Below are 21,332 nucleotides of genomic sequence, written 5' to 3'. Positions count from 1 at the left end.
TTCGGGAGACTGCGCGGTGACGGAGCGTCGGTCACGCTTGCCACGTCGGACGACGTGGACCTACCCGTGGGCGGCATCGAGGTCACGCCGTCGAGGTCGCGATCGGTACGGGCGCCGGATCTTGGCGCGTTTTCGCCGCCCACCGCGCCACCGGCCCCAGCGCGTACGACGCCGCCAGGACCAGGCCGCCCAGCAGCAACCATCCGGTCGTTCCCATCCCCATCAGCAGCGCCGTGAGCAGCAGCGGGCCCAGTGTGCGGGCGACGGTGACGCCCGTACCGAAGAAGCCCTGGTACTCGCCGACGCGTCCGGCCGGGGCGAGGTCGAAGCCGAGCTGCCAGGATCCGGCCGACTGGAGCATCTCGGCGGCGACCAGAAGCACCGACCCACCGACCAGGGCGGCGACCGCCGCCCAGACCGAGCCGGCGGCCGAGGCGGCGAAGACACCGCAGGCCAGCAGCATGAGCACGCCCGACCGGCGGATGGCGCGGGCCGCAGTGGGGAGGCCTGAGACGGAGCGGGCCGTGCGGACCTGGAAGAGCATCACGGCGCCGGTGTTGAGGATGAAGAGCGCGGAGACGAGCCAGGTGGGGGCGTCGGTGCGCTCGTTGATCCACAGCGGGAGCCCGACGCTGAGCAGCGGCATCCGCAGGAGAAGGACGGTGTTGAGGAGGGTCACGGCGGCATAGGGCCGGTCCCGCAGCACTTCGAGCTTCGCTCCCCGGACGGCCGGCGCCGGTGCGAGGGCCGGGAGCCGCAGCAGGACGAGCGCGCAGAGGACGAAGCTCAGGGCGTCGATCGCGAAGACCGTGAGATACGCCGACCTCGTCCCTGCGGACAGCGCGAGGCCGCCGAGCGCCGCGCCCACCGCCAGACCCGCGTTGAGCGTCGACTGCAGGTGGGCGAGCGCGCCCGTGCGGTCCTCCTTGGCCACGAGACCGGCGAGCAGCGCCTGACGTGCGGCCGCGAGTCCCGACTGCGCGCTCGCGTAGAGGCAGGCAGCCACGAGGAACGGGAGGAATTCGCGTACGGCCAGGAAGGAGGCGACCGCGGCGCCGGTCGCGAGGGCGAGCAGGACCGCCGTTCCGCGCGGGCCCCGGCGGTCCGCGATCCTGCCGAGGGGCACCCCGACGACCGAGCCGACGGCCCAGGCGACGGTGAGGCCGAGGCCGATCCTGGCGGGCGCGAGGCCGACGACGTGAGTGAAGTAGAGCGCCGAGGTGACGTAGTAGGCGCCGTCGCCGAGCGAGTTGCTCAACTGGGCCAGGGCGAGGGTGCGTTGAGGGCCGGCGGGCGGCAGCGGGTTCGGCATGTCATGGACGGTACGCGCAGAGCGGCCCATCCCTGTGGGGCAATTCATGGCCTTGAGCTTGGGCCATTTGACGTGCGCGCTGCCTGGCCGGAAACCGTCGTAGACTCGAACACATGTCCGAACTGCCGCCCGACCTGTCAAGGCTCCGCACGCTGGAGACATGGCTCGTGCTGTCCCTGGACCGGGTGCGCCGCAAGATCGCGGAGGCTGAGCGGCAGGAAGCCGAGAAGCAGCGCGGCGAACGGGACCGGCCGCCGGCCCCCGACTGGCTGATCGAGATGGGGCTCGGCGGACGCGCGCCTGTGTACGTGCACGTCGGCGGCTGCCACATGGCGGGCAAGCGGTCGCGAGGCGTCACGGACGACCAAGCGCGCCGCGCACTGTGGGAGCAGGTGCCGGCCTGCCCGCACTGCAACCCCGACGGGGTGCTCGGAGTGCTGGACTGACCCGGTGACGGGCGCCCGTCAGCAGCGCGCCGGTTCCGAGGCGGCCTCCGGGTGATCCGCCGCCCAGGACGCGAGAATGCGCAGCCCGTCATGGCTGGGCGTGCCGACCTCGGCAGTCCAGACCACGAGCTGCTGGTCGGGATCGGTGCTCGCCGTCAGGGTGTCCCAGTCGAGCGTGAGGTCACCGGCGACGGGGTGGTGGAGCACCTTGGTCCCCACCCGCAGCATGGCGACGTGGTGGGCGGCCCACCACTGGCGGAAGTGCGGGTCCCGCACCGACAGTTCACCGACCAGAGCCGTCAGCCGCGGGTCGTCGGGATACTTGGCGGCTTCCCTGCGCAGCTGGGCAACACTGGTACGCGCGACCGTCTCCCAGTTCGCGTACAAGGCCCTCATCGCCGGGTCGGTGAAAATGATCCGGACGTAATTTCGCTGCTTCTCCGGGATCCGGCCGAAATCGGTGACCAGTGCGGCAGCGAGCGAATTCCACGCGAGAACGTCCATACGCCGGCCCATCACGATGGCCGGGGTGGCATTCAGGTCGTCCAGCAGGCGCTGCAATTGCGGCTGGACCTTCTGCCGCGTGCGCTGCCGGGACCGACCGGGCTCTTCCCCGCCAGCCCGAACAGGTAGTCGCGCTGATCGTCGTCGAGGTGCAGTACGCGCGCCAGCGTGCCGAGGACCGGCGCCGACGCCTGTATGCGCCCCTGCTCGAGGCGGGTGTAGTAGTCGGTGCTGATCGAGGCCAGCTGCGCGACCTCTTCTCTGCGCAGTCCCGCCACGCGCCGCGGCCCACCGCTGTCCGGCAGCCCGACCGTGCGGGGGCTGAGCTCGGCGCGCCGGTCCTTGAGGAACTCACCCAGCTCATTGAGGCGATTCACCCGGCTGGTCCGAGGGCTGCCCTCGGTATCACTCGGCCGACCGGAATTACTCGGTCGCAATTCAGACGGCATGGCCCGGCCGCATTTCAGACCTGGGAAACGGGCCGCCCCGCTTCGAGAGGCATCTCCCGCGCGGGCACAGGCCGTTGAGCCCAGCGCACGGCGAAGGGGGCCGCCAAGCCGGTGACGGTGAACAAGGCGCCGACGACGTACCAGCCGGGCCGGCCCCACGTGATGCAGAGCGCGATCAGCAGGCTGGGGCCGAGCGCGTCCGCCAGGCCCGCACCCAGACCGAACACGCCGAGGTACTGGCCGGTGGCCCGTTCGGGGGCGAGGGCGAAGGACACCTCGAACCCCGCGGCGGAGTGCCACAGTTCGCCGACCGTGTGGACCACCACCGCGGCCATGAGGAGCGTCACGGCGGCCCATGTCGGGACGCCCGCGGACAGCGAGATCAGCGAACAGGAGACGAGGAAGACCACGCCTGCCCGCCGGTACGCGCCGCCACCCGCCGCCGGGGAGTTGATGGTGCGGCCGGCCCGCACCTGGAGGGCGATGACGATGACGGTGTTGACGAGCATCGTGCCCGAGATGAGCCAGTGCGGTGCGCTCGTGGCGACGACCAGCCACAGTGGAATGGCCACGGTGAGCACCTTGAACTGGATCGCCATGATGCCGTCCAGCGCCGTGAGGAGGAGGTAGGGCCGATCCCGCAGCGCGATCCAGCGGGGGCCCGCGGCCGTGGGTTCCGGAGCGACCGCCGGCAGCAAGAGCAGGATGGCCGCGGAGGCGCCGAAGGCGACCGCGTTGCCGATGACCAGGAGCTGGTACGCGGTGTGGGTACCCACCTGGAGGGCCAAGCCCGCCAGCAGTGCGCCGAGGGAGATGCCGATGTTGGTGACGGCCCGGAGGTAGGCGCGGAACTCCTGCGGCCGGTCCCCGCCGAAGTGCCTGATGAGAGGGCTGCGCGCGGCCCGTCCCGCCGCTTGCGCCCCGGTCGCGGCACAGACCGCCAGGACGAACGGCCAGAAGCTGCCCACCAGGGCGAAGCCCCCCGTCGCCAGCGCCTGCACGACGATGGTCGCCGCGTAGACGCCGCGCGCTCCGCGCCTGTCCGCGAGGTGGCCCGCGGCTATGCCCATGGCGAGCGAGGCGAAGCCGGCGACACCGAGTCCGAGTCCCACCTGCGTCGCGGGGAGACGGACGTCCTGGGTGAAGTACAGGACTCCGGCGGTCAGGTAGAGGCCACTGCCGACGGCGTTGACGAAGTTCGATGCGGCGAGGACGCGCCGAGGTCCCGCTTCGGGCATCAGCTGGGGCATGACCGGCATGTCGGGCTCCGTGTCCTGGGGCAGGCGGTAAGGACCGGAACAGTTTGTTGCACATTACTTGCAATAACAAGAGAGTTGCGTGATGTCGCCGACGAAGAACCGCTGGGGGAGCCCGCACACACAGAGCGAGCCCCGCCCGGCCGGGGGGGGTGGGCCGAGCGGGGCTCTGTCTCTATCTTCCAGCAAAAACGCCTGACCACCGGATGCACGCGCCCAGCATTCGGATGACCCTGCTCATGGACGTCGCGCCGACAGTCGTGCACCGCCCCTCGCCCCCGAGTGGGCGCAGGGTGACGGTGCCCGGTGCCCGGACAGAAACTCGGCCTCGCGCACTCCGACATGGAAGTCGTCGAGTTCCTGCACCGGGCCGGGCTGCCGGACGCGGAGATGCTGCTCGACGGCCCGGCGTGGGTGAAGTGGCGCGGCGGCGGTGCTCACCACTACGAGGCGGCGCAGCCGGCCCGCCTAGGGGCTCCCGACCTCTCAGTCCTCCCGGCTTCCGGCCCGGTTCAGCAGGTCGAAGAAGACGTCACCGCGGACGATCTCGAACGGGTCCCCGAGCAGTTCGCCGAGCTCCGCGACATCGCTCGGGGTCCAGCTCCAGGCGTTCACGGCACCCGCGATGAACAGCGGTGAGCCGCCGTCCCAGTCCTTGATGTGCTTGAGCAGCCCGTCCCGGTACTCGGCCGCCTTTCCCTGCGGGAAGAAGTTGCCGATCACGGGCAGCCCCGCGGGCCTGATCTGGAGATCCCCCGTCTCCCAGGACTGGATGATGCCGCGCACCTGCGTGTGGTCCCGGTAGGAGCGGACGACGCGCTCGTCGAAAGGCACCCAGCCGTCGCCGGCCGCGTTGCGGGGGTTGTACGCGTAGACGAGATCCAGCCCTGTGCGGCGCAGGAAGCGTCCGGTGAGTGCCGTGTACGCGTCGAGCGCCTTCTCGGGCCAGGAACCGGCATAGGTGTAGCCCGCGCCCGAGGGGCCCGCGATCAGCAGGTCGTTGCCGGTGGCGGACTTCTGGTAGTACGCCAGGAGCGCGGGTCCTATGTCGGCGAGCAGGGGGCTGACCGTCCAGTTGACGGGGACGGCGCCGCGCTTCGGATCGTCCCAGATGTCACGCATGTGGCGCTGGCAGTACTGGACGTTGTCGCCCTCGCCGAACGTGAGGGTGAGGTAGACGCGGTTGCGGAGGGTGGACTTCCGGCGGGGCCGGATCTCGGCGGAGACCTTCGCCGGGACGCCGGCGTGCACGGTGCCATTCATGTAGAAGTCGGCGGGCACCACCTCGATGCCGTGCTGCGAGGCCCGGTCGACGCCACCCCACTCCCCCGCCACGTCGTTGGAGAACCAGCCGGCGTAGGGGGTGGTGGGCTCGACGCGGCTGAAGATCTCGTCGAGGAGCTCGCCCGTCCCGCCGGACGGCGGCAGCCATACGACCATGGCGCGGCTCGCGACCGCGTAGTCCCGGAAGTACGGGAACGGTTCGATGCGCGTGGGTGCCGTCGTCGTCGCGGTGACCAGGTACTGGTTCCACACGTCGACCTCGGCCACGAGTTCCCGGGTGCCGGCCGGCGCGGTGAACCGGTAGATGAAGTAACCGCCGCCGTCGCAGAACCGGTTGGCGTCCCCGCCCATCGAGGAGTTGACGCCGTCGAAGAGGAACGGGGTCTCGGCGTCCGTGCCGGGCGTGAAGGAGGCGACCACCTGCCCGTCCGCCTTCACCGCGACCGAGCCGACCGACGCGCCCCAGCCGTCGTCTCCGTAGGAGTCCTGGAAGCGGAGGTAGACGCCGTCCTCGCCGGTGAGTTCCGCGCTCAGGTCGAAAGTGCGCACCTGCCGGTTCGACGAGTCGCGCACGCGCTCGGCCTCGCGGGCGAGCTCGCGCCACTGCACGCCGTCGGCACGTACGGTCCTCGTCGGCGGCAGTCCGGCCACAAGCGTGTGGGTACAGCGCGGGAACAGATGGTCCAACTGCCAGCGGTACGTGGCGAGTACGTCGTCGGCGTCGAACCGGCCGCGCAGATCGGCGACAGTGGCGAGACCGTGGTCGCGGGCCCGGTCCACCGTGGCAGCGACGGCGTTCTCCAGGCCGGCGAGGGTCGTGGCGACGTTCCACCGAGTCGGGGACGTCCGGGTCGTAGAGGACGGCTCCGCGTACCTCGTCGCGGTAGCGGCGTACGAGGTCCGTCGCGTGGTCGTGGCGGGTGACGGCGGCGCCGGTGCCGGGCAGCCAGCGCAGGTCCACGTCGCCGCTGTCGAAGTTGAAGTACAGGCGCGGGCGGCGGCGGTTGACGACGCCCTGAAGGGTCGTCAGGAGCAGCTGGTCGTGGCCGTCGAGAGCGCTGACGTCCGCGACGTCGAGGTGGGCGGGGCGGCCGAAGGACGGGAGGAGGGGGCGGGCTGCAGCGGATTCGGCGGCACCGGCCGGGTGCGGCAGGCCCATACCCAGTCCTCCCGCCGCGAGGGCCGCACCGCTTGCCTGGAGAAGGCTTCTTCGGGACACCATCGGCGATCACTGCTCCTTGGGAGAAGTAGAGATGACATCGTTGTCACACGGCCGGTTGCACTCGATCGAGGACTGCGGCGCCGTGGAGCATGACAACACGGGCGCGGCACCGTGTCCACCCATCCGTCAGGGCCTCGCAGGACAGGCGGAATTGGGCACGACCGCACTCTTGCCTCCGGACCACCCGGCTCATATAACGTTGTAAAGCACGTGGTGAAGCACCGCCTCCGCACCCGCGGTCCGCGCGGCTGCGAGTCGAGGCCGTGAACAAGAGCGCCGAGCGCTATCTTCTCCGACAACCCGTCAGCACCCCGAGGCCCCTCCGTACTCGGCAACAGCGCCCCCGTGAAGGATGACAACGTTATCAATTGCCCTGCAGCCGTGGGCTGTCGGGCAGAAGGCGAGATCCCCGCATGACTTCGACCTTCCCCTCCCCCTCCCCCTCCTCCCCCGGCAGGAGAAGTCTCAGCCGCCGCGGCGTCCTGCGCGGCTCCGCCCTGCTCGGCGCCACCGCCGCGGCCTCCGGGCTGCTCGGCTCCCCGCTCGCCGGGGCCGCCACGAGGCCCTCCGCAAGTCCGGGCGGCCGCCATCTGCCCCCGGCGGACCGCGCGAAGGCGGCCCAGGTCCGCGCCGAGTTCCTCCATGGCTGGAACGGCTACAAGAAGGCCGCCTGGGGGCACGACGAGGTCAAGCCGGTGTCCGGCACGAGCAGCGAGTTCTTCGTCCCCGGCCGTCCCGTCGCGCTGTCGGTGATCGAGGCACTGGACACGCTCTACGTGATGGAGCTCGACGACGAGCTGAAGTTGAGCTGCGACTACCTGGAGAAGCATCTCGACCTCGACATCGACGGCGACTTCCATGTCTTCGAGGCGATCATCCGCGTGGTCGGCGGCCTGCTGTCCGGCTATCTGGTGACCCGCAGGCCGAAGCTCCTGGAGCTGACCCGAGAGGCGGCGGACCGGCTGCTCCCGGCGTTCACGAAGTCGCCGACCGGCATCCCGTACACGCAGGTCAACATGCGTACCGGTGCCGTCTCGGGGAACACGCCGCCGCTGGCCGAAGTGGGCACGAACATCCTCGAGTTCGGGGTGCTGTCCCAACTGACCGGCGATCAGAAGTACTACCAGGCTGCGAAGAAGGCCTATCGCGAGACGATGCGGCGGATCTCTCCGCTCGGTCTGCTCGGTACGTCGCTGAACGTCGAGACCGGGAAGTGGGCCGACGGGACCGACACGGCTCCGAACCCGCCGGTGGACTCGTTCTACGAGTACCTGTGGGGCGGCTGGGAGCTGTTCGGTGACCGGGATCTGCTCAACTGGTACCGCGAGACCACGCGCGCGATCCTGCGGCGGCAGTCGGTGACCGTCGACGGCCATCTGTGGTTCCGCCAGGCCGACATGAACACCGGAAAGACCACCGGGACCCGCGCCTCGGAGCTCGCCTCGTTCTACGGCGGTCTCCTCGCGATGGGCGGCGACCAGCCGCAGGGTGAGGCGTACTACCGGTCCTGGTCTGCGGTGATGCAGCGCTATCCCGTCCTGCCGGAGGAGATCGACTACACCGACTTCTCGGCGACGCAGAAGGGCAACCAGCTCAGGCCGGAGTACGTGAACTCCGCGTTCAACCTCTTCCAGCTGAACGGCCGGCAGGAGTGGCGCGACACCGCGTGGACGTACTTCCAGGGGATGAAGAACCTGCGCGTCGACGGCGGTTACACCATCGCGTCGGACGTGACCGTCTCGCCGATGGCGCTCGGAGACCTGACTCCCGCGTACTGGTTCGCCGAGAACATGAAGTACCTCTACCTCACCTTCGCCGCCGCCCCGCGCTACGACTACCGGACCGGCTATCTCTCGACCGAGGGCAAGCTGCTGCGCGGCGTGCGCTGATCCCGGCCGGCCCCACGCGGTAACCGAGGGTCGTCTTGTCATGACCCTGGACAGCGCACCTGAGGGCGTGCTGTCATGCCAACTGCCCGTTCCTTCCAACGTTGTACAGACGCAGACGACGAGCCGCCCCCCTTCCTCAGTCAAGGAGGATTCGTGCGCACCAAACGACTCAGAGGCCGACTGGCCATGCTGCTGGCCGCGGGACTGGGCCTCGCGGCACTGACCGTGTCACCGTCGGCGACAGCGGCCGACGACCCGGTCGAACCCCACGGCCTGAAGGGCGAGTACTACACCCAGTCCGCCTCCGGAGCCTTCGACTTCCACGAACTCAAGGCCACCGGCTTCGACCCGAAACTCGACTTCGACACCCTCGAGCCGCGGCTGCGGACGGCCACCGGCCAGGCCGACGACGCGAGTGTGCGCTGGACGGGCAAGGTCGTACCGGAGAAGACCGGCGCGACAACGTTTTCCATCACCGGCGACAACGGCTTCCGGCTCTGGGTCGACGGCAAGCTCGCCATCGACCACTGGGTCGACGACTGGGACAAGGAACAGAACTCCCAGCCCGTCGAGTTGACGGCCGGCAAGGCGTACGACATCAAGGTCGAGTACTTCGAGCACTTCGGCGGCTCGAACCTCCATCTGCGCTGGACCGAGCCGGGCGAGACCAAGGAAGCGATCCCCTCCTCCGCCTTCCGGCTGCCCGACGGCTGGGACTACGACGGGGCGATATCCACGACCGTCCTCAAGGACGGCCGTACCCTCAAGCTCGACTTCGCGCAGTCCCTCGCGGCCCCGCCGGCCGGCCTCGCGGATCACCTCCAGGCCGTGATCGGCGGCGCCCAGTGGCCGCTCTCCACGATCAAGGCCGACCCGGCCGACCCCCGCACCCTGCTCATCGGGCTCAAGGAGCCGGTCGTGGGCAAGAAGGGCGGCGGCGCGTCCGGCCAAGCCGATGTCACGTACGACGGCAAGGGCGGGCTGACCGGCACCGGCGACAAGGCCGTCGGCCAGTTCTGGAGCAGCGGCCCGAACGACTCCGAGTACGAGCTGAGCACCAAGTGGGCGGACGAGGTGGGCCCGAAGAACGCCCACCCCGAGTACCCGCGCCCGCAGCTCACCCGGGACGCCTGGCAGAACCTCAACGGCGAGTGGCAGTTCGCCGCGGCGAAGTCCGGTGACAAGCCGCCGGTCGGCAAGCAGCTCGGTGAGAAGATCCTCGTGCCCTACCCGGTCGAGTCGCAGCTCTCCGGCATCGAGCGCCACGAGGACCGCATGTGGTATCGCCGCACCTTCACGGTCCCCGCGGGCTGGAAGGTCGGTGACGGCAAGCGCCTCCAGCTGAACTTCGGCGCCGTCGACTGGCAGTCCGAGGTGTATGTCAACGGCAAGAAGGTCGCCGACCACAAGGGCGGCTACGACAAGTTCAGCGCCGACATCACGGACGCGCTGAAGCCGGGGCGCACCCAGGAACTGATCGTCGGCGTCTACGACCCGACGGACGCGCAGGGCGGCGAGAACCCGCCGGTCGGCAAGCAGCGCCTCGACCCGAGCGGCATCTGGTACACCCCCTCCTCCGGCATCTGGCAGACCGTGTGGATGGAGCCGGTCGCGGCCGATCACGCCGCCGACCTCAAGATCACCCCGGACGTCAAGGCGGGCACGGCCACCGTCGAGGCCAAGGGCGTACGGGACGGCGTGCCGGTCACGGCGACGGCGTACGACGGCAAGCGCAGGGTCGCCACGGCGAGCGGGGTCACCGGCGCGCCGCTGACCCTGAAGATCGACAAGGCGCATCTGTGGTCGCCCGACGACCCGTTCCTCTACAACCTCAAGGTGAACGTCGGCAAGGACAGCGTCGGCAGTTACTTCGGGATGCGCTCCATCTCCGTGGAGAAGGTGAACGGCACTCCGCGCACCCTCCTCAACGGCAAGCCCGTCTTCATGATGGCCACGCTCGACCAGGGCTTCTGGCCCGACGGTCTGCACACCGCGCCGACGGACGAGGCGCTGGCCTACGACCTGAAGATGCACAAGCAGATGGGCTTCAACTCGGTCCGCAAGCACATCAAGGTCGAGCCCGACCGCTGGTTCTACTGGGCGGACAAGCTGGGTCTGATGGTGTGGCAGGACATGCCCGCCATGAGCGCGGCGCCGGACGCGGCCGCGCGCGCCGAGTACGAGCGCGAGATGAAGACGATGATCGACCAGCACAGCAGCCACCCCTCGGTGGTCATGTGGGTCACCTTCAACGAGGGCTGGGGCCAGTACGACGTGGGTCGCATCGCCGAACAGGCCAAGGCCTGGGACCCGACGCGGCTGGTCAACAACATGTCGGGCCTCAACCTCGGGGCGGACGGCGGGACCGGCGACATCATGGACGAGCACGGCTACCCGAGCCCGGCCCTGCCGCCGCATCCCGACGGAAAGCGCGCCCTGGTCAGCGGCGAGTACGGCGGCCTCGGCCTCGCGGTGCCCGGTCACGCCTGGGCGGTGCAGCAGTCGTACGTGGACGTCGACCCGGCGAAGTACACGGACGACTACCTCGCGCGGCTCGCCGAGGTGCACAAGCTGGCCTGCCAGGGCAGCAACGGCGCCGTGTACACGCAGATATCGGACGTCGAGGGTGAGCTCAACGGCCTGATGACGTACGACCGCAAGATCGTCAAGCCGGATGTGAAGCGGGTGAAGGCGGCGCAGGACGCGCTGATCCGCGACGCCTCGCAGGCGACCGTGGCCGGCTGTTCCGGCAGCTGAGCACGGTCTGACATGTGCCCCGGTCCCCCTTCCGCCTTCGTCGGGGCGGAAGGGGGACCGGGGCACGGCTCGCCCTCCTGGCGCGAGCGCGGCCTTTCGTATCCCCTCCCCCGTACTCCCGAACAGGAGCACCCGCATGCCTGTCAGCAGACGCGCTCTTCTCGGTGCCGGCGCCCTGGGCCTGGGCGCCGCGGCCCTCGGCGGCCCGTTCGCCACGTCCGTGGCGGCGGCTTCACGCCCGTCGGCCGGCACTCTGCTCCCGGACGCGTTCCGGAAGCTGCCCTCCGGCAGTGTCACCGCCCGTGGCTGGCTCGCCGGACAGCTGAAGCTCCAGCTCGACGGGCTGTGCGGCCGGTACGAGGACCTCTCCCACTTCCTGGACTTCGACAACACCGGCTGGGTGCACCCCGAGCGCGGCGCGTGGGAGGAACTGCCGTACTGGCTGCGCGGCTACGTACCGCTCGCCGTCGCCACCGGTGACGAGCACGCCCTGGCCAGTTCGCGCGAGTGGATCGACGCCATCCTCGCCACGCAGGAGAGCGACGGCTTCTTCGGCCCGCGCGCGCTGCGCACCTCGCTCAACGGCGGTCCGGACTTCTGGCCGTTCCTGCCGCTGCTGATGGCGTTGCGGACCTACGAGGAGTACTCGCGCGACCGGCGCGTCGTCCCGTTCGTCACGCGCTTCCTGAGTTTCATGAACGCCCAGGGTGCCGGGGCCTTCAACTCCAGCTGGGTTTCGTACCGTTGGGGCGACGGGCTCGACATCGTGGTGTGGCTGTACCGCCGCACCGGGGAGAAGTTCCTCCTCGACCTGGCGGGCAAGATGCACACCCTCGGGGCGGACTGGACGGGCGGCACGCCCTCGCGCCACAACGTGAACATCGCCCAGGGATTCCGTGAGCCGGCCCAGTACGCGCAGCTCACCGGCTCGGCCGAGCTGACCCGGGCCACGTACCGCGGTTACGACGCCGTGATGGGTGCGTACGGCCAGTTCCCCGGCGGTGGCATGGCGGGCGACGAGAACTACCGGCCCGGCTTCGGGGACCCCCGTCAGGGCTTCGAGACGTGCGGCATCGTCGAGTTCATGGCCAGCCATGAACTGCTCACACGCATCACCGGTGACCCGGTGTGGGCGGACCGCTGCGAGGAACTCGCTTTCAACATGCTGCCCGCCGCACTGGACCCTCAGGGCAAGTCCCTGCACTACGTCACCAGCGCCAACAGCGTCGACCTGGACAACACCCCGAAGACGCAGGGGCAGTTCCAGAACGGCTTCGCCATGCAGTCCTTGCAGCCCGGCGTCGACCAGTACCGCTGCTGCCCGCACAACTACGGCATGGGCTGGCCCTACTTCAACGAGGAGCTGTGGCTCGCGACGCCCGGCGACGGGCTCGCCGCCGCCATGTACGCCCCCTGCACGGTCCGTACGCGGGTCGCCGGCGGCACCGAGGTGACCATCGTCGAGGAGACCGGCTACCCCTTCACCGAGACCGTCGAGTTCAGGCTCTCCACCCCGAAGCCTGTACGTTTCCCGCTCCGGTTGCGTATCCCGGGGTGGTGCCGCGGACCCGAGCTCCTCGTCAACGGCAAGCGCCTGGCGGCCGAGGACGGACCGGTCTGGGCCGAGGTGGAGCGCACCTGGCACGACGGGGACGTGGTGACGCTGCGCCTGCCGCAGCGCACTTCCGTACGCCACTGGCCCGACAATCACGACGCCGTCAGCGTCGACCACGGACCGCTCACCTACTCCCTGAAGATCGGCGAGCAGTACGAGCGCTACGCGGGCGACGACACCTTCCCCCACTACGAGGTGCACGCGACCTCCGCCTGGAACTACGGCCTGTCGCCCGACGCCGGGCTCTCGTTCCGGCGCGACGGCGGCCCGGTCGGGGACAACCCGTTCACCCACGGGACGACACCGGTGCACATCACCGCGCGTGCCCGTCGCATCGAGGAGTGGGTCGCGGACGACGAGCACGTCGTCGCGCCCCTGCAAGGCGGACCGGCCCGCAGCGACGCGCCCGTCGAGACCGTGACACTCGTCCCGATGGGCGCGGCCCGGCTGCGGATCACGGCGTTTCCCCAGGCCTCGCCCGACGGCAGGCCATGGACGCCGGAGCCCGCGTTCCGGCGCATCGCCAACAAGCACAGCGGGAAGGTTCTGGCGGTCGACGGCATGTCGACGGAGAACAGCGCCCGCGTCGTCCAGTTCGCCAACTCCGGTACGGGCGACCACGCGTGGCAGCTCGTCGACAAGGGCGACGGCTGGCATCTGATCCGTAACGGCCAGAGCGGCAAGGTCCTCGGGGTCGACGGGATGTCCACGGCGGACAGCGCACACGTCGTCCAGTACGAGGACAACGGCACCACCGACCACCTGTGGGCGCTGGTCGACAGCGGGGACGGGTGGTACCGGATCCGCAACAAAAACAGCGGCAAGGTCCTCGGCGTGGACGGGATGTCGACGGCGGACAGCGCGCAGGTCGTCCAGTTCGACGACAACGGGACGGACGACCACTTGTGGCGGCTGCTCTGACGTCGTGACCGAGCGTGGCGCGCAGGGGGTGTCCCGGCGCGTCACGGCCTCGGTGCCGGGGACGGGTGCGCCGGGGGTCCTGTGTGTCAGGGGCCGGTGTGCCGGGCGCCCTGCGTGCCAGGGGTTAGATGCGTCGTGAGTCCGGTGTGCCCGGGTCCGGTTCCCCTGCTGGTCCGGCTGCCGGTGCCGGGTAAATCCGTTCCCCTTGCCACCTTTCGCCAAGCGGACGTATAACGTTGCAAGCCCGGCTCCAGAGCCTTTGCGCCGGGGCCATGGCTCCGGCGCCGTGCGGGCACGCAACGGTCCCGGCGCCCGGCAGGCCACCGGAAGGAATGTTGTGCGGGTCAGCCTCAAGGACGTCGCCGCGCGTGCGGGCGTGTCGATCAAGACCGTCTCGAATGTGGTGAACAACTACCAGCACGTCACACCCGCGATGCGCGAGCGGGTGCAGCAGGCGATCGACGAGCTCGGCTACCGGCCCAACCTCACCGCGCGGCACCTGCGTCAGGGGCGGACGGGCATCATCGCCCTCGCCCTGCCCGAGCTGGGCAACCCGTACTTCGCCGAGCTCGCGGCCGCGGTGATCGACGCCGCCGCCCTGCACGACTACATCGTGCTCCTGGACCACACGGGCGGCCGGCGCGAACAGGAGGTCCTGGTCAGCCAGGGTTTCCGCGCCCGCGTCATCGACGGCCTGATCCTCAGCCCCATCGAGCTGGAGGCGGAGGACCTCCGTGAGCGCACGGAGAACGTGCCTCTGGTCCTGCTCGGCGAGCGCCACTACGACCTGCCCTACGACCACATCGCGGTGGACAACGTCGCAGCGGCCCGTACCGCAGTGCGCCACCTCATCGATCTGGGGCGCCGCGAGGTGGCGTTCATCGGCGCCCGCCGCGGCCACAGCCAACCCGCCCACCTGCGTCTTCAGGGGTGGCGCGAGGAGCTCCTCTCGGCGGGCCTCTCCGTGGACGACGGGCTGATCGCGACGACCGAGGGCTGGGGGCACGCGGACGGCGCGGCGGCGATGACCCGGATCCTGGAGACCGGGCGCCGGCCCGACGCCGTGTTCGCGTACAACGACCCCATCGCCATCGGAGCGATGCGGGTGCTGTCGGAGCGCGGCATGCGCGTGCCGGAGGACGTCGCCGTGGTCGGCTTCGACGACGTCGTCGAGGGGCACTTCGGGACGGTCACGCTCACCTCCGTGTCTCCGGACAAGGAGGCCATCGCGCGGATGGCGGTGGAGTCGGTCCTCGCCCGGCTCAGCGGCAAGGCGCCCGAACCCCGCCGCGTCTGGGCGGACTACCGGCTCATCGCGCGTGAGAGCACGCTGGGGCGGAGCACACAGGCCGGACGGAGCACGTAGGCGGGCGGCGGGACCGCGTGCCCGTTCCGCCGGCACAGGGGCTTCCCGCCGAAATCCCCGACCGGGCAGGCGCCGGATATCCGAAAGACCCGAGCAGATACCTGTACCGGCCCCTTACAACGTTGTAATGTCCAGGCGTCCGCAGCTGCCGGTCTCCGGCTCCGTCCGCGCCCCGTCGGCATCGCCCGCGTCCGGCGCCGGACGGAGCCCGGCCCTCACCCCCGCGAGGAGCCCATGTCCTTCGCCGTCCCATTCCCGGCACCCTTCGGCGCCACCCCCTCGGGCCTCCCGGTCGAACGCTGGACTCTGCGCAGTGCGAGCGGAGTTGAGGCCGCCGTGCTGACGTACGGCGCCGTACTGCACTCCCTGCGTGTCCCCGGCCCCGAACGCCGGCCGCCCGCCGAGGTCGTCCTGAGCCTCCCGGACGTGAAGCACTACGCCACCCACGGCGCGTATCTCGGCGCCGTGGTGGGGCGGTTCGCCAACCGCATCGCCGCGGGCACGTTCACCCTGGACGGAACGCGGCACCACATCCCCGGCAACGACCGGGGCAACTCGCTGCACGGCGGGGCCGACGGGTTCGACCGCCGGTTGTGGCGTGCCGAGCCGTGCGAACGGCCGGACGGCGCCGCGAGTGTGCGGCTGAGCCTGGACAGTCCGCACGGCGACCAGGGCTTTCCCGGTTCGCTCCAGGTGTCCGTCACCTACACCCTCGCGTCCGACGGATCCCTGACGCTCGACTACCACGCCGTCACGGACCGCCCCACGCCCGTCAATCTGACGCACCACGCCTACTTCAACCTCTCCGGCAACCCGGACCGAGGGGTGCTCGACCACCTGCTGACGGTGGACGCCTCCGCGTATCTGCCCATCGACGAGACGGGCCTCCCGCTCCCTGGGACACCCGCACCGGTGGCCGGTTCGCCGTTCGACTTCACCCGGGCACGGCGGATCGGTGCGCGGATCGCCGAGCCCGACGAGCAGTTGGCGCGCGCCGGCGGCTACGACCACTGCTGGGTGCTCGACGACCACGACCGTCCGTCCGGCGAGGGGCAGTTGGGCGTGCGCCGTGCTGCCCGACTCGAGGACCCCGGCAGCGGGCGCGTGCTCGAGGTGCACACCAGCGAGCCGGGACTCCAGGTCTACGCCGGGCAGCAACTCGACGGCGGGTTCGGCGACTTGCTGGGCCGCAGGCTGGGCGCCCACTCAGGCCTGTGCCTGGAGACGCAGCACTTCCCCGACTCACCCAACCGTCCCGACTATCCGAGCACCGTCCTGCGCCCGGACCAGGCCCTGCGCAGCCGGACCGTGTTCGGCTTCCCGCACCTCACAGCGGTCGCACGTTGACCGCGGTCGGACGCCCACCCGAATCACAGGGCGGTCACGTCCCGTACAAAGGCTTTACACCCTCCTTTCAACGATGTAAAAACTCCTGCGGGCGGACTGGTCGAGGCTCTCGCCTCGTCGAGCCGCATACGCGCCGCCCTCACTGCTCCCTGCCAACCCTCCGTCGCCGCGTCACCCGGATCGGGGTCACCATGAAGCACTTCGCCCACCGCCGCCACCTCACCGCCCGCCCTGTGATCGTGGCCCTGGCCGCCGCCATGGCCCTCACCGCCTCCGGCTGCGCCAAGTCCGAGGACGACGCCGCGAACAAGTCCGACTCCTCCGCGTCGGCCGCCGACGCGGGCCAGAAGGTCGTCACGCCGAAGCCCGGCAGCAAGGGCTGCACGATCGACGCGTACGGCGGGAAGAAGCTCGACCTCAAGAACGCCACGGTCGGCTTCTCGCAGTCCGAGAAGGAGGCCAACCCCTTCCGGATCGCGGAGACGGCCTCGATCAAGGCCGAGGCGAGCAAGCGCGGTCTGAAGCTGCTCACCGCCAACGCCCAGTCGCAGTTCTCCAAGCAGATCAGCGATGTGCAGGACCTCCTCGCCAAGGGCGCCGATCTGCTGGTGATCGCCCCGCTCAACTCCGACGGCTGGGAGCCGGTGTTGAAGGCCGCCGCGGCCAAGAAGGTGCCGATCGTCACCATCGACCGCAAGATCAACGCCACGGCGTGCAAGGACTACGTCAGCTTCATCGCCTCGGACTTCGTCGACCAGGGCAAGCGCGCCGCCGACCAGATGATCGAGGCGACCGGCGGCAAGGGCGAGGTCGCGATCCTGCTCGGCGCCGCGGGCAACAACGTCACGACCGAGCGCACCAAGGGCTTCAAGGACCGCATCAAGGAGAAGGCCCCGGACCTCAAGGTCGTCTTCCAGCAGACCGGCGACTTCGCCCGCGAGAAGGGCCAGCAGGTCACCGAGCAGCTGATCCAGTCCAAGCCCGGCATCAAGGGGATCTACGCCGAGAACGACGAGATGGGCCTCGGAGCGGTCGCCGCGCTCAAGGGCGCCGGCAAGAAGGCCGGCGACGTGAAGATCGTGACGGTCGACGGAACGCGCAACGCGGTCCAAGGCATCGTCGACGGCTGGATCAGCGGTGTCATCGAGTCCAACCCGCGCTTCGGCCCGCTCGCCTTCCAGACCCTCGACACGTTCACCCAGGGCAAGGAAGTCCCCCAGGACGTCATCATCCAGGACGGGGCCTACGACGCGAAGAACGCCAAGTCGGACATCGGCAAGGCCTTCTGACACGGCTTCAGGCGGACGGGGCGGGGTGGGCCCGCGCCGGCCCACCCCGCCCCTGATCCAGCGTGATCCGAACGAAAGACCCCAGCCCTCACCCCACTCTGGAGGCACAGGTGGCTCCCTCCGCCGAAGTCCTCACCGTCCGCGGACTCAGCAAGTCGTTCCCCGGTGTCCGGGCCCTGGACCGTGTGGACCTCGCGCTGCACGCCGGTGAGGTCCACGCCCTGATCGGCGAGAACGGCGCCGGCAAGTCGACGCTCATCAAGGTGCTCACCGGTGTGTACCGGCCCGACGCGGGAGACATCACCTTCCAGGGCCGCCCGGTCTCCTTCGCCACACCGCTGGAGGCCCAGCACGCGGGCATCTCCACGATCTACCAAGAGGTCAACCTCATCCCGCTGTTGAGCGTGGCCCGCAACCTCTTCCTGGGGCGCGAGCCGCGCAACCGGTTCGGGCTGCTCGACTTCGGCCGCATGCACCGCGAGGCCGGGGAGACACTGCGCGCGTACGGGGTGCGGGTGGACGTCCGGCAGCCGCTGCGGACGCTGGGTGTCGGCGCCCAGCAGATGGTGGCCCTGGCCCGGGCCGTCGCCACCGACGCGCGTGTCGTCATCATGGACGAGCCGACCTCCTCCCTCGAACCGCGCGAGGTGGAGACCCTGTTCGAGGTGATCCGCCGGCTGCGCGCCGACGGGATCGCCGTCATCTACGTCAGCCACCGGCTCGACGAGCTGTACGCGATGTGCGACACGGTGACGGTGCTGCGGGACGGCTGCCGCGTGCACACCGGACCGCTCGCCGATCTGGACCGGCTCACCCTGGTGTCCACGATGCTGGGGCGTGACCTGGGCGAGGTCCGCAGTGAGGGCCTGACCAAATTCACCGGCGACCACCATGCCGCCGACTCCGAACCCGTGCTCAGCGCACAAGATCTGACGGTTCCTCACAAGCTGCACGGGGTCTCGCTGGACATCCGTCCCGGCGAGGTCGTCGGCCTGGGCGGGCTGCTGGGGTCGGGGCGCACCGAGACCGCGAAGGCGATCTCCGGCGCTCTGGCGTCGAAGGCGGGCAGCGTCACGGTGGCCGGCGTCCCGCTGCGCGCGGGATCCACGCCCGCCGCCATCCGCGCCGGCATCAGCCTGCTGCCCGAGGACCGCAAGAGCGAGGGCATCGTCCCCGGGCTCTCCGTCCGCGAGAACATCGCCCTGGCCGCACTGCCGAGGCTCTCCCGGTTCGGTCTGGTCTCCGAGGCCCAGGTCGACAAGATCGTGGACACCTTCGTCAAGCGGCTCCGTATCAAGGCCTCCTCGCCGTACCAGAAGGTCGGCGAGCTGTCCGGAGGCAATCAGCAGAAGGTGCTCCTGGCCCGCTGGCTGGCCATGAACCCGAAGGTGCTGCTCCTGGACGAGCCCACGCGCGGTATCGACGTGGGCGCCAAGGCCGAGGTGCAGAAGCTGGTCGACGAACTGGCCGAGGACGGCCTCGGTGTCCTGCTCATCTCCTCCGACCTGGAGGAACTCATCGAAGGGTCCGACCGCGTGGTCGTGCTGAAGGACGGCGCGGTCGTCGGCGAACTGACCGGCGACGACGTCACGGAGGACAAGCTGATGCAGACCATCGCGGCGGGCAGCCCCGCCCCCGGCGCCGCCGGGGAGGTGACGCGCCATGGCTGAGGCCGCGATACGGCCGGCCGCCCTCGACCGCGCCCGCGTCCTGCAGTGGATGCAGACGTACGGCGTGTACGCGGGCGTGGCCGTGCTGCTCGTCGTCAACATCGCCGTGACGCCGCACTTCCTGTCCGCGGAGAACTTCCGGACGCAGGCCGTGCAGGTCGCGCCCGTGATCATCGTCGCGCTCGGCATGGCCCTGGCCATCGGCACCGAGGGGATCGACCTGTCCGTGGGCGCCGTCATGGCGCTCGCGGCCTCGGTCACGGCCCTCTATCTGGGGTACGGGCTCGTGCCGGCCCTGCTCACGGTGGCCGTGTTCGCCGCCGTGGTGGGCCTGGCCAACGGGGCGCTGGTCGCCTGGGTCGGCGTCCAGCCGATCGTGGCCACGCTCGCCCTCATGGTCGGCGGCCGCGGCATCGCCCTGGTGCTGCTGCCGCAGCTCAAGGACCTGCACAACCCGGCGCTCGCGTCGCTCGGCTCGGGTGACGTCCTCGGCATCCCGTACCTCATCGTCATCGCCGCCGCGCTCGCGCTGCTGGTGGCCTTCGTCATCCGGCGCACCACCTTCGGGCGGCAGTTGCTCGCCATCGGCGACAACCGGGCGGCGGCGAAGCTCGCGGGGCTGCCGGTGCGCCGGGTCCTGATGCTCGTCTACGTGGCGTGCGCGCTCCTCGCCGCTGTCGCGGGTGTGCTCGCGACCGCCCGGCTCCAGGCCAGCGACCCCACGTCGCTGGGCAATCTGATGGAGCTGTCCGCGATCACCGCGGTGGTGGTCGGCGGCACCCCCCTGAGCGGCGGCAGGGTCAACATCGCCGGAACGGTGGCGGGCGCCGTCCTCATCCAGCTGCTCACCGCCACCCTCATCAAGCACGATCTGCCGCCTTCGTGGACGCAGATCGCCCAGGCCATCGTGATCGTGCTGGCGGTGTACGCGGCGCGCGGACGGGGGAAGCGATGACGGCGACCAGGACGGAAACGGAGGAGACCGTGGCCCGTACGGAGAAGGAGCTCCTCGACGCCGCCGAGCCCGTCGGCAGCAGCCGCTCCGAGCGGCTGAGCGCGCTGGTCCAGCAGCACGGCGCGCTGGCGGTGCTCGTGATCGTGTCGGCGGTGGCGTCCCTGAGCTTCGACTCGTTCGCCAGCGGGGACAACTTGTCCAACATGGCGACGAGTTCGGCGTTCCTGGCGGTCGTGGCGCTCGGCATGACGTTCGTCATCATCACCGGCGGCATCGACCTGTCCGTCGGTTCGCTCTTCGCTCTGGGCGGCGTCCTGGCCGCGTGGGGTTCGCAGTACGGCACCTTGGTGGCGCTCCTGCTGCCGATGGCGGTCTGCGGTCTCATCGGTGTGGTCAACGGTCTGCTGATCGCCCGCTCGCGGCTCGCTCCCTTCATCGTCACGCTGGCCGCGATGCTGGGCGCGCGCGGCCTGATGCTGTCCCTGACCGACGAGGGCGCCAACACCTATCTCGTCGCCAAGGGTTCGTTCCTCGCGGAGCTCGGCCAGGGCACGACCCTCGGCCTCGGCAACCCCGTGTGGATCACCCTGGCCCTGTTCGTGGCGGGCGCGGTGGTCCTGCGCCGCAGCCGCTTCGGCCAGCATGTCTACGCGGTCGGCGGCAACGAGGACGCGGCCGCCCTCATGGGTGCTCCCGTGGCCCGCACCAAGATCCTTGTCTATACGCTGTCCGGCGTCCTCGCGGGCCTGGCCGGCGCGCTCAACGCCGCCTGGCTGGCCTCCGGCGTCACGATTCTCGGCAACGGCATGGAGCTGGAGGCCATTTCCGCGGTCGTCATCGGCGGCACGCTGCTGACCGGCGGCCTCGGCTATGTCAGCGGCTCCCTGGTGGGGGTGCTGCTCCTGAAGGTCATCCAGAACGTCATCAACCAGATCGGCTCCCTCGACTCCTCCTACCAGCAGGTCGTCAGCGGCGCGTTCCTGGCGGTCGTGGTCATCGCGCAGACGTGGCTCGGCCGCAGGCGGCAGTTGTTGTGACCGATCTGCTCCG

The 21,332-nt window shown here is 70.2% G+C and carries 13 protein-coding genes and 2 pseudogenes; 10 read left to right on the top strand and 5 right to left on the bottom strand.

Annotated features, from left to right (window positions below; translation table 11 throughout):
- Window positions 1-82: 82 nt before the first annotated feature.
- Window positions 83-1,312 (bottom strand): MFS transporter, encoded by a 1,230-nt coding sequence (locus tag OG758_RS41930; RefSeq protein WP_326714669.1) that lies wholly within the window; start codon window positions 1,310-1,312, stop codon window positions 83-85.
- Window positions 1,313-1,425: 113 nt separating this feature from the next.
- On the opposite strand from OG758_RS41930, the gene OG758_RS41925 reads away from it, so the two are divergent.
- Window positions 1,426-1,758 carry a DUF6233 domain-containing protein gene (locus tag OG758_RS41925; RefSeq protein WP_326714668.1) on the top strand — a complete coding sequence of 111 codons (333 nt, stop codon included), beginning with the start codon at window positions 1,426-1,428 and terminating at the stop codon, window positions 1,756-1,758.
- 18 nt (window positions 1,759-1,776) lie between these two features.
- Here the strand turns inward: OG758_RS41925 and OG758_RS41920 are convergent.
- The 4 genes and pseudogenes from OG758_RS41920 to OG758_RS41900 form a co-directional block, all read right to left on the bottom strand.
- Window positions 1,777-2,639, bottom strand: a pseudogene (locus OG758_RS41920) (helix-turn-helix domain-containing protein).
- Window positions 2,640-2,725: 86 nt separating this feature from the next.
- Entirely contained in the window at window positions 2,726-3,970 is a 1,245-nt protein-coding gene (locus OG758_RS41915; protein ID WP_326714667.1) for an MFS transporter, read from the bottom strand.
- A 483-nt stretch (window positions 3,971-4,453) separates the two neighbouring features.
- Window positions 4,454-6,031, bottom strand: coding sequence for a hypothetical protein (locus OG758_RS41905; protein WP_326714666.1), 1,578 nt, complete (start codon window positions 6,029-6,031; stop codon window positions 4,454-4,456).
- 223 nt (window positions 6,032-6,254) lie between these two features.
- Window positions 6,255-6,473, bottom strand: a pseudogene (locus OG758_RS41900) (twin-arginine translocation signal domain-containing protein); the annotation flags it as partial.
- Between the two features lie 413 nt (window positions 6,474-6,886).
- On the opposite strand from OG758_RS41900, the gene OG758_RS41895 reads away from it, so the two are divergent.
- The 9 genes from OG758_RS41895 (at window position 6,887) to OG758_RS41855 (ending at window position 21,319) form a co-directional block, all read left to right on the top strand.
- Complete coding sequence (locus tag OG758_RS41895; RefSeq protein WP_326714665.1) at window positions 6,887-8,362, top strand: glycoside hydrolase family 47 protein; 1,476 nt, start codon at window positions 6,887-6,889, stop codon at window positions 8,360-8,362.
- A 153-nt stretch (window positions 8,363-8,515) separates the two neighbouring features.
- A complete protein-coding gene (locus tag OG758_RS41890; protein ID WP_326714664.1) occupies window positions 8,516-11,119 on the top strand; it encodes a PA14 domain-containing protein in 2,604 nt (867 codons plus the stop codon).
- Window positions 11,120-11,255: 136 nt separating this feature from the next.
- On the top strand, window positions 11,256-13,655 hold the full coding sequence (locus OG758_RS41885; RefSeq protein WP_326714663.1) for a beta-L-arabinofuranosidase domain-containing protein: 2,400 nt from the start codon (window positions 11,256-11,258) through the stop codon (window positions 13,653-13,655).
- A 337-nt stretch (window positions 13,656-13,992) separates the two neighbouring features.
- Window positions 13,993-15,021, top strand: a complete 1,029-nt coding sequence (locus OG758_RS41880; RefSeq protein WP_326714662.1) for a LacI family DNA-binding transcriptional regulator — start codon at window positions 13,993-13,995, stop codon at window positions 15,019-15,021.
- A 234-nt stretch (window positions 15,022-15,255) separates the two neighbouring features.
- Window positions 15,256-16,368, top strand: coding sequence for an aldose epimerase family protein (locus tag OG758_RS41875; protein ID WP_326714661.1), 1,113 nt, complete (start codon window positions 15,256-15,258; stop codon window positions 16,366-16,368).
- A gap of 191 nt (window positions 16,369-16,559) precedes the next feature.
- On the top strand, window positions 16,560-17,657 hold the full coding sequence (locus OG758_RS41870) for an ABC transporter substrate-binding protein (protein WP_326714660.1): 1,098 nt from the start codon (window positions 16,560-16,562) through the stop codon (window positions 17,655-17,657).
- 110 nt (window positions 17,658-17,767) lie between these two features.
- Window positions 17,768-19,327 (top strand): sugar ABC transporter ATP-binding protein, encoded by a 1,560-nt coding sequence (locus OG758_RS41865; protein WP_326714659.1) that lies wholly within the window; start codon window positions 17,768-17,770, stop codon window positions 19,325-19,327.
- Window positions 19,320-20,282 (top strand): ABC transporter permease, encoded by a 963-nt coding sequence (locus tag OG758_RS41860; RefSeq protein WP_266568655.1) that lies wholly within the window; start codon window positions 19,320-19,322, stop codon window positions 20,280-20,282. The genes OG758_RS41865 and OG758_RS41860 overlap by 8 nt, the downstream gene beginning before the upstream one ends.
- Window positions 20,279-21,319: an ABC transporter permease gene (locus tag OG758_RS41855; protein WP_326714658.1), complete on the top strand. Its 1,041-nt coding sequence runs from the start codon at window positions 20,279-20,281 to the stop codon at window positions 21,317-21,319. Before OG758_RS41860 ends, OG758_RS41855 begins: the two co-directional genes overlap by 4 nt.
- Window positions 21,320-21,332: the final 13 nt, after the last annotated feature.

The organism is Streptomyces sp. NBC_01474, assembly GCF_035918215.1.
Classification (GTDB): domain Bacteria; phylum Actinomycetota; class Actinomycetes; order Streptomycetales; family Streptomycetaceae; genus Streptomyces; species Streptomyces aureus.
This window is presented reverse-complemented; position numbering and strand designations above follow the sequence as displayed.